Here is a 12,207-nt window from a genome sequence, read left to right as displayed (position 1 = left end):
AAATCCTAAACTTTTTATTTGTCAAAAATACAATAATATATTATCTACCGAATTCTACACGATCCATTTCTGGTGCATGTCCTCCTACTAATCCACCGCAAGAAGCATAACCGCTCCCACCATAACCACTAACATCGCTAGATTTGCTTCCAGATACTAAAGCATTTACTGCTGCACTAGAAGCAAATCCAGTAACAAAAGATTTTGCAACTTGTCCTGCCCATCTTGGTTGTACTCCTTCATTGCTATTTTGTTCAGAAACAGCTAAAGTTTTTTCTTTAACCATAGCACTTGAAGAATCACTCGCTGCACCAACAGCCGATGTTCCCAATAAGCCAATACTTAATCCTACTACTCCTAAAATAACTGGAATTTTTTTCATTTTATACACCCCATTTAAATTTTTAAAAAACTTAATTCCTTATTTAGTTTATCTTCCAAATTCAACGCGATCCATTTCTGGTGCATGACCACCAACCATTCCTCCAGCAGATGCATAACAGCTCCCACTATAACCACTACTACTAGATGAACTTCCAGATGAATTAGTAGCAGCTTCGAATGCCAGGCCACCCACTACGCCAGCTGCCCATGTTGCCGCTTTTCCAACCCATCGTGGTGTTACTCCTTCACTGCTATTTTGTTCAGAAACAGCTAAAGTTTTTTCTTTAACCATAGCATTTGAAGAATCACTTGCTGCACCAACAGCTGATGTTCCCAATAGACCAACGCTTAACCCTAGTGTACATACAATAATCGGTAATTTTTTCAATTTTATTTCCCCCTTATATTTTCAATCGTTAATGTATCATATTAAAATTCATTAATCAACCATTTTTTTCTAATTTTAACATAAAAAGTATTTTATGCTTTTTGAATTAACTTATCATTACAAATAAATTGTGAAACGAATGTAATAGAATAACTGTCCAAAGAGATTTTGTTTCTTTGAAAACATAGCCCAAAAGTAATCCAAGCAAATAAATATATATATTATTCCATAAATTGAATAATTCACCAGTATAAGCCCAAGCAGGATAATGAATGAATAGAAATAAAAAAGTTGTGATAATATTTGCTTTCCAAAATGAAAAACGCTTATTCAATTCTTTTAAAATAAAACCACGAAACACAATTTCCTCTGCAAAACCAGCAATTATAACCGTATTCAGATAGGCATTCAAATGTAAATTGAAATTAAAACTGGTATTTTTTACTATGTAAACTTCCATAACAAATCGAAGTCCTAACAATAAAGAAAGAAAAGTTCCCCATACCCATCCTCTAATTACATTAGAATTTAGTCTCATATACGTTATAGGATTTTCATGAAGAATATATTTAATAAAAAAACAAGCCGGGATAACCCAAATTACTATTTTTAAAAATGCAGCCTCAAATGGTACAGTATGGGTACTAAACGTTCCAATGTGTTTTATAAAACATAATTCTTTTACTACCCAAATAAAATAAAATGAAATAAGATAAGCTATAAAATATACTTGTACTGTATTTCTTTTCTGTTGCATAAAAATACAAAACCTTTCTATAAAAAATATAATTCTTACGGATAGATACAACTAATATATGAAAAGGATTTGTATATAAACTAAAAGTTTTTCTTCATTCTATTTTATTTCGAAATATCGTTAACTTTCACGGATAGTAATGAAAGTTCTTGGGGCATTGTATATATCCATACAAAGTTGCTTATCTTCCAAATTCTTTGATATCCATTTCTGGAGCATGGCCACCAACCATTCCTCCAGCAGATGCATAACACATTGAACTACTAGAACTGCTTGAACTGCTTAAAAAAGTTGTTTTACCTACTGGATCCATAATTGCATTATTTGACCACCATCTTAGCTGTACGCCATTACCTTTAGTTTGTTCAGTACCAGCAACAGATTTTTCTTTAACAAGACCTTTCGTAGAATCACTTGATGCACCAATAACTGAAGTGCCAAGTAAACCTAAACTTAATCCTAAAGTGCCTAAAATAATAGGGATTTTTTTCAATATTATTACACCTCCTTAAGTTTTATAGATTAGTATAACAGCCTAATCTAACATAATTTTGTGTTTTGTATAAGGATATAACGACGTTAAGTTCCTTAAAAGTTCACTATTCGGATTTTACACACAAATGCAATCGTTTGCAATCTTTTTTTGGAAAAAATGTAAATTGCAAGATATTTTAAGTGTGTAATTGCTTATTTTGTACTATACTAGAACACAAATTACAAAAATATGTAATTTTGCATATCTCAAAATTTTAATTGTAAGCGCAAACGTTTTCCTTTATTTGATTATTAATCTCTCTACCTTCATGATATTTAAAAAAGGGATATTTCTATTACTATCTCAAGGTTATTTTTTAAACCCATAGTTAGTGTACATCTACTTGGAGTAAAATTTTTATAAGTTAAACTCAAATTCATTTTTTTGTAAATTAAAACAAAATATTGCATATTAATAGAAAGTCAGATAATATCTATTCATTGTTATATTTATTTAACAGGGGGAAGTTCGAAATGAAAAAAAACACGCTAAAGATGTTATCACAGCTTACAGTAGTTGCTGTTATCGGTTGTTTAGTTGGACTTAAAAGTCAGTCCGTTTACGCAGAAACAACTACAAAAACCTTGCCTACCGCTCCAATTGATGAAAATTTGATTCCAAAAGAGCGCTTAGCTGATGCTCTAAAAAATCGTGGAGAAATTAATCCATCAGCTTCCGTTAGTGAAACAGTAGAAGCTGTCGAGGAGTATATTGAGAAAAAGAAAGGTGGGAAAAATGGAAAAGAAGAAATAAACCGGGATAGTCTCTCGACAGAAGCATCTCATTTTCTTAAGTCAGTGAAAGATACAAAAACAGGTGTAAAACAACAAGCAAACCATTCTCCTTTAAGTCCACCTTCTTCAGTTAAAGGAACTTTAAATGGGCATGTGCCAACTCCTCCAGCAAAAGAAAAAAAGTATAACGGAGAGGTTCGCAAGGACAAAGTTCTCGTTTTACTAGTAGAATTTGATGACTTTAAGCACAACAACGTCGATAAATACCCTAACTATATGTATTCCGATGACTTCAATCAAGAACATTACCAAAAAATGTTGTTTGGGGATGAACCTTTTCAGTTATACGATGGCACAAGTATTAAATCTTTTAAGAAATACTATGAAGAGCAATCTGGAGGCAGTTATACAGTTGATGGAACTGTTACGAATTGGTTAACACTTCCAGGAAAAGCATCTGATTACGGCAGAGATACTGATAGTGGAGGTCGTGATAATAAGGGACCTAAAGGACCGCGCGATTTGGTTAAAGAAGCTTTACAGGTAGCAGCAGATAGTGGTATCGACTTATCCAACTTTGATCAGTTTGATCAATATGATATAAATGGAGATGGAGATAGAAATCAACCAGATGGCGTAATTGATCATTTAATGGTAATCCACGCTGGCATGGGACAAGAAGCAGGTGGTGGAAAATTAGGGAATGATGCAATTTGGTCACACCGTTCTATAGTTTCTCCATTACCGTATGAAATAGAAGGTACAAAATCAAAAGTTCCATACTGGAATGGGAAAATAGCAGCATTTGACTATACAATTGAGCCAGAAGATGGCGCGGTTGGTGTTTTTGCACACGAATTCGGTCATGATTTAGGTCTTCCAGATGAGTATGACACTGCACTAGAAAATAAAGGTCAAGGGGAACCCATTGCAGGATGGTCTTTAATGAGTAGCGGTAGCTGGGCTGGAAAAATTGTTGGGACTGCCCCAACTAGCTTCTCACCACAAAATAAAGAGTTCTTCCAAAAAATTATGGGTGGAAACTGGGTTAATATTACAGAAGTAGATTATGATAAATTAAATCGAGGAATTGGATATGCAACATATTTGGATCAAAGTGTATCAAAAACTGAGCGACCAGGTATAATTCGCGTTAATTTACCAGATAAAGAGGTAAAGGGAATTGAATCTGTATTCGGTAAAAAATACTATTATAGTACAAAAGGTGACAATCTTCATACCAAATTAGAAACACCTATGTTTGATTTAACAAACGCAAAAATTGTAAGTTTTGATTTTAAAACATTATATGAAATTGAAATGGAGCATGATTTACTGGAGGTGCATGCAGTTACAGAAGATGGCACTAACATTTTAATAGACACAATTGGTAAGAATAATGTAACAAATGGTGCAGATACAACTCTAGGAAAATGGGTAGATAAATCTTATGATTTAAGTCAATTTACAGGTAAAAAAGTAAAGCTTGTGTTTGAATATATGACAGATGATAGTTTAGCGTTAAATGGTTTTGCTCTTGATAATGCAACTCTAACAGTAGATGGACAACCTATTTTCTCTGATAATACAGAAGGAAAACCAAAATTTAAATTAGATGGATTTACTATTTCTAATGGAATTGAAAAGAAAAAGCATAACTATTATTTGGAGTGGCGAAACTATGCTGGCTCTGATGAAGCATTAAAATTCTCTCAAGGTCCTGCATATAATACTGGCATGGTTGTGTGGTATGCGGATTCAAGTTATACAGATAATTGGGTTGGTGTACATCCAGGACACGGATTTCTTGGAGTAGTTGACTCTCATCCAAAGGCAATCGTTGGAACACTAAGTGGACAACCAACATTTAGAAATAGTACGCGTTTTCAAATTGCAGATGCAGCATTCTCTTTCAACCAAACACCATCTTGGAAGGTTGTATCTTCAAAGAGTGGAACATTTAAATATGATGGATTGCCTGGGGTATCAAAGTTTGATGATTCGAACACGTATATAAACGAGCAAATTCCGGATGCTGGACGTATCTTACCAAAGTTGGGTTTAAAATTTGAAGTAGTGGGTCAAGCGGATGATAACACGGCCGGAGCGATTCGTTTATACCGTTAGTCATAAAAGATGTTGAGGGATATTTCTTCAACATCTTTTTATATTTTTCAAATGATCTAGGTTCACTATTAACATCATTTGAAAATGCAGTAAGGTAAACTTTTTATCATTCTCCGACAGAAGACTTTCCCACTTCAAACAGTCCGTAAGGACGTTAAGTGGTTAGTAGTTCAATTCAATCTCTATTAAGTTTCTGATTTTAATGGAATATGATATTCCAAACATTATTAATACAATTCCTTTTCAATTTATAACGCGGTCCCATTGATAATAAGAAAATAAAGTTAAAGTTCATATTATACGGCTATAGTAATACCTGTAAAAAATTCAATTGTTACCTCTATTTGAAAAATAGCTCAAAAAAAAGAACCCGACTAATAGGTTCTTTTTTTGTTGCTGTTTATTTTTGTTTTAAAATACGTTCAACCTCATGTATGTCTAATTTACTGACTTTAGCAATTGTTTCAAGTGGGACACCAAGTTCATGCATACCTTTAATCATCTGAATTTTCCCTTGCTGAACCCCTTCTTGAATTCCTTCTTTTTTCCCTTCATTACGAGCATGAGCAAACTTTGCAGCCTCATCCATTAAGGCCTTTTCTCTTGCTTCATATGCTTGACGGAATGAAGAATCTTGGCTCATACGTTCCCAATTATTCATTGCTTTTTGTAAAATCGGATCTTGGTTCATGGCAATGTCCTCCAATGTTTGTGTGAGGTGCTCATCTTCATTCGCTGGCAATAATAATAACCAACGAACAAACGAGTCTTCCCACGGATTAACTTTTTCTTCACGCCATTGTTGTAGTAACTTTGGAATTTCTACAATATGAACTTCTATATCGTCACTTAATAACTTTTGTTGTTGCTGATTCCAAAGGATTCCTGTTGAATGAAACTCTTCATATTCTGGAAACATCACGAAGTTTAACAAGTTTATGGTAATCGTTTTATGAAGTGAGCTATAAGGCATTCCTTTTTGCAATTGTGAGCTGTATAACCTTCCCCAATAATAAAGGCTTCGTTTAATCATATCGTGATTGTTATTCAATTGTATTTCAACATTTACCTTTGTTCCTGTATTTAAAGTAGCCGAAATATCTAAAATCGATAATTTATCTTCTTCATATTCTCGATGCAAATGAGGATCTTCTAATTGTAGGGAAATAATAGGTGATTCTAAAGAATCTTTTAAAATGGCATTTAAAAAGGCAACTAAAATATCTTCATTCCCATTTGTGCCAAATAACTGCTTAAATGCAAAATCGATACGTAAATTTACTAATGAATTGGACATGGTTTTCCTCTTCCTGTTTCAGACTATATCTTTATCTTTATTGTACATAAAACCAAAGTCAATATGCAAACAATCCCTATGATTTATATAGTAATATAAATTTTTCTATTAAAGGAATACATTTGGAACAGAGGGATTTAGTGAAAAAAATAAAGGGGAAATTTAAAGACTTAATTTTCTGAAAATAAATCTTTACAAAAATATTTATTTCAATTAAAATGTGAACTACAATGATTCGACATTATACGACAAAATGTAATTATTTTTCAGAATATTAAAACAACTAAGAGATGAGGTATCTATATGAATCTATTTCGAAAAAAATCTATTTCAGCATTATTAGCACAGTCGGAACAAAAAGGGGCATCTTTGAAAAAAGAACTTGGTGCTTTTGATCTTACTATGCTCGGGATTGGCGCTATTATCGGAACTGGAATTTTTGTTCTTACCGGTGTTGCTGCAGCAGAACACGCAGGACCCGCACTTGTTTTGTCGTTTATTTTATCAGGTTTAGCCTGTGTATTTGCAGCATTATGCTATTCTGAATTTTCATCAACTGTACCAGTATCCGGTAGTGCTTACACTTATAGCTATGCAACATTTGGAGAATTAATCGCTTGGATTTTAGGATGGGATTTAATTTTAGAATATGGATTAGCTTCCTCAGCTGTTGCATCTGGTTGGTCAGGATATTTACAAGGATTATTAAGCGGATTTGGCATTACATTACCTACTGCTTTAACAAGCGCATATAGTCCAGAAGCCGGAACATATGTAGATTTACCAGCAATCTGTATTATCTTTCTAATAACGCTGTTATTAACAAGGGGTGCCAAAAAATCAGCACGTTTTAACGCTATCATGGTAGCTATCAAACTCTTTGTCATCTTACTATTTATCGGAGTGGGAGCATTCTATGTAAAACCTGAAAATTGGACACCATTTATGCCGTTTGGCTTCTCTGGTGTAACAACTGGAGCTGCAACTGTATTCTTTGCTTACATCGGATTCGATGCTGTATCAACAGCTGCCGAAGAAGTCAAAAATCCACAGCGAAGTATGCCAATCGGTATCATTGCTTCTTTAACAATTTGCACGATTTTATATATCGTTGTTTCATTGGTTTTAACTGGAATTGTACCTTATGATCAGTTAGGTGTGAAAAACCCCGTTGCATTTGCACTACAATACATTCAACAAGATTGGATTGCTGGTTTCATTTCTTTAGGAGCAATTACTGGAATTACAACTGTATTACTCGTTATGTTATATGGACAAACACGTTTGTTTTACGCAATTAGCCGCGATGGATTACTACCAAAAGCACTTTCTCGCGTAAATAAAAAAACGAAAACACCTGTTCTTAATAGCTGGATTACTGCTACTATGGTTGCTTTCTTTGCTGGTTTTGTTCCTTTAAATAAACTAGCTGAATTAACAAATATCGGTACATTATTCGCGTTCAGCGTTGTCTCAATTGGAGTAGTTATTTTACGTAAAAAACAACCAGAACTACCGCGTGCTTTTAAAGTACCCTTTGTACCATGGATTCCGGCTTTAGCGGTTCTATTCTGTGGATACTTAGCATTACAACTTCCAGCAACAACATGGATTGGCTTTGCAATCTGGCTTGTAATTGGACTTGTTGTCTACTTCAGTTACGGTTACAAAAATAGTACGCTACAAAAGGAACAAAAAGAAGACGTGGCATAATGAAAAAACTGTTGTCCCATTAGGACAACAGTTTTTTTCGTTATGATGCAAAAAATAAGGTAATTGTTAGAATTGGTGTAGATTATGAAGTGATCTAATGCTTACGTAAGTAATACGGCTATACAGGTATAAAAACTATTAACAAAGCATCTTAATGTTTATGAGATGCTTTGTTAATAGTTTCTCTTCTCCCTAATCTCCTGCGAGACCATATTTATTTAAATTTTCCATATCTTATTTGATTTACTTATTCTGTAACACCAGATTGAGTTACCTTTACATCAGCTGTTACACGAAAACGCAAATGTTTATAGGATTCTTCCCATTCTTGACTGTTCCATTTTCTTACGTGAGTTCTACCAAGCTTTCTAAGTCCTATAGGATCTGTGCCTTTTTTAATAAATCTCTTTATCAATGTAGTTGCTCTTTTTTCTATTTCTGTTTCCATAATTTTTTCTAATTGTTTTATTTCTTTAGGATTATCTAGATTTTTTGTTTTTGTAAATTCTTGAATTTCAGCTTTAACTTGAATATGAGCATTTACGAATGGATGCTTACTATTCCCCTCCATCTTATATTTTGTTCTAGCCTTTATATTCTCTATCGTGGCGTAAGTATTTGAAGAACCAGGTAGTTTGAATTGGTATGTACCTTGTTTAAAATTATCTGTCAACAATTTAAATACAAATAAATCTTTAGGTTTCACTTTATCAACCATTTTACATCTTTTAAAAAGTGCTATTCCATTTAACTCCAACACGTCATCTTTTTTAGATATCATCGGTAAATATGAATCTCTCGCATCATCATCAAGTTGGTTTAAAAACATAAAAAAATTTGTTTTTGGTTGCGTTCCATTGTCCATATTTTGCTCCAGTAAAGAGGATAGATAGGAAGCAATTTCTTTTTCTTTAGAATAGTTCCCCTTTAATAGTGACTCACCTTTTACATTTGTAATTGCTAAATAAATTGCATTTCCTACACTGGGATTTCGGTTCAAAGTCTCTAAAATTTCCTGCATTCCCTTTTCAATTATTTTTTCATTAAATATAATAACACGCAATTGACCTAACTCTAGAGGTCCAGAAGATTTTTCGGATGCTCTTGCAAGAACTTCTCTACCAGTCTGGCCTGATGCTGAATAGATTTTCGTTTCACCTTCCCCGCCTCCTTTATAAGCTGCAATCGCAAAGGTTCCTTTTAGCTTACCTTCTGTTTCAGTATCATATGCCGCAACTTGAACTAAATCAATGTCATCCACAATTTTCGTTTTAGCACAACCTATTGAGAAGACACTTAATATAAGGAAAAGTATCCATCGCTTCATGTTTATCTCCTTAACTTTATTTTGGCGGTTTGAATTAGCCATAGTACAGGTAGGTATACATATATATATACAAAGCCAATTTGACCTGTCCAAGTATTTAATAAGTTAATTTTATTACGGTTATTCAAGAAAAATGATAAAACAAAGATGAATACGATGATGACTGGCAAAACATATTTTTGCTTTATTCCTAGTGCTTCTTTTATACCACGACTTACTCCCCATAGTGTAAAGGAAACATTGGGTAATATAAAAAAAGCCCAAAAAGAAACAATAATGTATTCAAACCGTTCTATAAAGGGAAATTGTATAATTTTAATCATGCTTAAATATGCCCATATCGCGCTCGCGAGTTGTTTTTCACTAAAAAACGCAAGAGTTAAAATCATAAGGTATGTGTAGACAATAGTCGTTACTAAATTTGCATAGTGCGCATATTTTTGAGACGTTTTTGCCTTTCTAATAAATGGGTAGTACAACAATAACATTTCAAATCCAAAAAAACTAAACATATTTCCTTTCATTCCTTTCATAATTTCTAGGAATGAATGCTGTGCAATTGGAAATAAATTTCGGAAATCTGCATACTGCAAAGGATAAAAAAATGTGAAAATTAGAATACTTGGGATAACGATTCCAAAGAAGCCGATTCCGGCAACTACACGAAATCCTCCAGTTACAATGTAATAACATAGGCCTAAAAAAGCCCCTGCTATAACCCAAGATGAAATGGAAGGAAACATCCAAACATGTACTATTTCGATATAAGTATGTAGTGTTGTTGCACCTAACAATACAATATAGGATAAAAAAATGAAGTTGAACAATCCACCAATCCATTTTCCAAGTACGTTTTGATTGATTGCAATGATGTCTCCATTACCCTGATTTAAAATCTGATATATGATCCAAATCATAAGATTAACAGATATTCCAAAAAGTAGCGTGCTAATCCATGCATCATTTCCAACTAATTTTGCACTAATCCTTTCAAAGCCAAGCATACCAACCCCCATCTGTATAGTAATAATTAAAAAAAACACCATATATGGAGATACTTGATACTCAATTGGGATCTGTTTCATAATGTTCCTCCCTGTTAAATTCAATCATCAAAATCATTTCGTGATATGATTTTATTTTTCTCTACCTCTTCTGGATCAAAACGAAACCGCTGTTTAGATCTTGAAAAAATTGGACGTCGGAACATCGCTGAGATTGGCATACGTATAATGCTGTCTTTCCAATCTGTAGGGCGTGTAGGATAAAAAGGGAACAAATAAGGACGTCTTAATGATTCTGTACGTAATAAGCGTGCTAAAAGGAAAGAACTTGTTAAAACAATTCCTAATAACCCCAAGAGGTGTGCAGCTATTATAAAAGGAAAACGAATTACTCGAATTGTATTACCAATTCGATATATTGGTGCTGTAAATGAACTAAGAGCTGAAAGTGCAACAATGATAATAAGTACGTTACTTGTAAGACTTGCCTCCACCGATGCTTGTCCAATTACAATACCCCCTACTATACCGACCGTTAAACCCACTTTAGTTGGTAAACGTGTCCCCGCTTCTCTCAGTAATTCAATCGTTATTTCTAAAAAAAGTGCTTCAATTAGTGGAGGGAAAGGTACTTTACTTCTCGATATGATTAACGTTTCAAGAAGTTCTTTTGGAATAAGCTCATAATGATATGTTAAGATCGAAACATATAATGGAGTCGTTAAAACAGAAAACATAAAAGCAAAAAGCCTTAACAGTCGAAAAAATGAGGCAATAATCCAAGGCATGGTGTAATCTTCTGTCGTAGAAAAAAAGTCAATTAATGTTGTTGGAAGGGTGATAGCGTAAGGTGAGCCATCTACAAAAAGTGCAATTTTCCCTTCTGCCAATACAGCTGCTACACGGTCTGGTCGTTCTGTATTCAAAAATTGAGGAAATATAGAATTTGGATTGTCTGCAATTAACTGAATCAGATACGTGCTATCCAAAACGTGGTCTGTTTTTATTTGACTCACCCGTTTTATAATTTCTTGTAGATTTTGATCATTTACAATTCCCTCGATATATACAATTGCAACGGTTGTGTTAGATAGAGAGCCTACTTTCAATTCCTTCATTTGTAAATAAGGCGTTGGTAGCTTTCTACGTACTAAATTTAAGTTTACATCTAAATCTTCAACAAATGCGATTTGTGGACCCACGATATTGTATTCAATTTCAGCTTTTGTAATATCTCTTTTTTCTTTCTTTGACACATTTATTAACAAGCCATTTAATTTATCTGTATCGAACTGAATAAGTATATAGCCGTTTAAAATACTATCCTGAATATCTTTCATTTGATTTGTTACTTTTGAATTTTCAAAGGGTAAGACAGACTGCATATCTTGTAATGAATCGAAGCTCTTCTCTTTTATATAAGTTAAAACCTCTTCATGAAATATATTTATATCGATTAATGTTCTAAAATATGAAATGACTATAGAGGAATTGTTTGAAGCGATTTCCAATGTTATAAAATCTTTAGATTTTTTTAGTAATTGCATTAAATCCTGTAAAGATTTTATAGATTCATCAGGTATTTTTTCATACGGTTTCAATTGATAATACCCTTCCTTTCAGAAAGAAGTTACATATAGTTTTTAAGAAATTTCTATTTTAAAAATCAGGCATAGTGATATATAAATATGTCCATTGAATTAGCAATAACCTCTATGAAAATAACTTAACCAAAATTAGTTAAAAAATGTATCGTACAAAAAAATGAGCTCATTTCTCATAATAACTAACTATAGAGAAATAAAATTTTCATTTAGGGGGTACTTCAAAACCTTAGCTTGGTGACGATATATTACTCCCCCATGCCCATCAGCTTAAGAATTTTATAACACCCCCAGGATGAAAATTTCGTTTATTTTTGACAGAAAACAGCTTATTTTT

Annotated in this window: 10 protein-coding genes; 2 read left to right on the top strand and 8 right to left on the bottom strand. The window is 33.3% G+C overall.

All coding sequences use genetic code 11. The features are described from left to right. Positions 1-40 precede the first annotated feature (40 nt). The 4 genes from JDS98_RS16965 to JDS98_RS16950 form a co-directional block, all read right to left on the bottom strand. Positions 41-382 carry a hypothetical protein gene (locus JDS98_RS16965; protein WP_046958483.1) on the bottom strand — a complete coding sequence of 114 codons (342 nt, stop codon included), beginning with the start codon at positions 380-382 and terminating at the stop codon, positions 41-43. Between the two features lie 48 nt (positions 383-430). After that, complete coding sequence (locus tag JDS98_RS16960; protein WP_199634139.1) at positions 431-772, bottom strand: hypothetical protein; 342 nt, start codon at positions 770-772, stop codon at positions 431-433. 106 nt (positions 773-878) lie between these two features. Continuing rightward, positions 879-1,529, bottom strand: coding sequence for a CPBP family intramembrane glutamic endopeptidase (locus JDS98_RS16955; protein ID WP_046958485.1), 651 nt, complete (start codon positions 1,527-1,529; stop codon positions 879-881). A 181-nt stretch (positions 1,530-1,710) separates the two neighbouring features. Further along, positions 1,711-2,022, bottom strand: a complete 312-nt coding sequence (locus JDS98_RS16950) for a hypothetical protein (RefSeq protein WP_046958486.1) — start codon at positions 2,020-2,022, stop codon at positions 1,711-1,713. Between the two features lie 515 nt (positions 2,023-2,537). Between JDS98_RS16950 and JDS98_RS16945 the strand changes: the two genes are divergently transcribed. Continuing rightward, positions 2,538-4,925 carry an immune inhibitor A domain-containing protein gene (locus JDS98_RS16945; RefSeq protein WP_199634138.1) on the top strand — a complete coding sequence of 796 codons (2,388 nt, stop codon included), beginning with the start codon at positions 2,538-2,540 and terminating at the stop codon, positions 4,923-4,925. 400 nt (positions 4,926-5,325) lie between these two features. Here JDS98_RS16945 and JDS98_RS16940 read toward each other — a convergent pair whose 3' ends face one another. Then, positions 5,326-6,222, bottom strand: a complete 897-nt coding sequence (locus JDS98_RS16940) for an Rpn family recombination-promoting nuclease/putative transposase (protein ID WP_199634137.1) — start codon at positions 6,220-6,222, stop codon at positions 5,326-5,328. Between the two features lie 303 nt (positions 6,223-6,525). Here JDS98_RS16940 and JDS98_RS16935 point away from each other — a divergent pair, with 303 nt between their 5' ends. Continuing rightward, a complete protein-coding gene (locus tag JDS98_RS16935) occupies positions 6,526-7,935 on the top strand; it encodes a branched-chain amino acid transporter BcaP (RefSeq protein ID WP_199634136.1) in 1,410 nt (469 codons plus the stop codon). A 247-nt stretch (positions 7,936-8,182) separates the two neighbouring features. On the opposite strand, the gene JDS98_RS16930 is transcribed toward JDS98_RS16935, so the two are convergent. Genes JDS98_RS16930 through JDS98_RS16920 form a run of 3 tightly spaced genes read right to left on the bottom strand, consistent with a single transcriptional unit; the run spans position 8,183 to position 11,867 of the window. Further along, positions 8,183-9,262: a Ger(x)C family spore germination protein gene (locus JDS98_RS16930; RefSeq protein ID WP_199634135.1), complete on the bottom strand. Its 1,080-nt coding sequence runs from the start codon at positions 9,260-9,262 to the stop codon at positions 8,183-8,185. 2 nt (positions 9,263-9,264) lie between these two features. Then, positions 9,265-10,347 (bottom strand): GerAB/ArcD/ProY family transporter, encoded by a 1,083-nt coding sequence (locus JDS98_RS16925; RefSeq protein ID WP_000809704.1) that lies wholly within the window; start codon positions 10,345-10,347, stop codon positions 9,265-9,267. A gap of 20 nt (positions 10,348-10,367) precedes the next feature. Beyond that, a complete protein-coding gene (locus JDS98_RS16920; RefSeq protein WP_199634134.1) occupies positions 10,368-11,867 on the bottom strand; it encodes a spore germination protein in 1,500 nt (499 codons plus the stop codon). Positions 11,868-12,207 lie beyond the last annotated feature (340 nt).

It is taken from the genome of Bacillus cereus group sp. N11 (assembly GCF_016483605.1).
Taxonomy (GTDB): Bacteria; Bacillota; Bacilli; order Bacillales; family Bacillaceae_G; genus Bacillus_A; species Bacillus_A toyonensis.
The sequence above is the reverse complement of the archived record's forward strand: the minus strand, read 5'-3'. Positions and strand labels throughout refer to the sequence as shown.

Excerpts from the sequence above, each read along its gene's own strand:
- JDS98_RS16925 (WP_000809704.1), bottom strand. The coding sequence starts at position 10,347 with ATGAAACAGATCCCAATTGAGTATCAAGTATCTCCATATATGGTGTTT.
- JDS98_RS16965 (WP_046958483.1), bottom strand. The coding sequence starts at position 382 with ATGAAAAAAATTCCAGTTATTTTAGGAGTAGTAGGATTAAGTATTGGC.
- JDS98_RS16935 (WP_199634136.1), top strand. The coding sequence starts at position 6,526 with ATGAATCTATTTCGAAAAAAATCTATTTCAGCATTATTAGCACAGTCG.
- JDS98_RS16945 (WP_199634138.1), top strand. The coding sequence starts at position 2,538 with ATGAAAAAAAACACGCTAAAGATGTTATCACAGCTTACAGTAGTTGCT.
- JDS98_RS16955 (WP_046958485.1), bottom strand. The coding sequence starts at position 1,529 with ATGCAACAGAAAAGAAATACAGTACAAGTATATTTTATAGCTTATCTT.
- JDS98_RS16930 (WP_199634135.1), bottom strand. The coding sequence starts at position 9,262 with ATGAAGCGATGGATACTTTTCCTTATATTAAGTGTCTTCTCAATAGGT.
- JDS98_RS16940 (WP_199634137.1), bottom strand. The coding sequence starts at position 6,222 with ATGTCCAATTCATTAGTAAATTTACGTATCGATTTTGCATTTAAGCAG.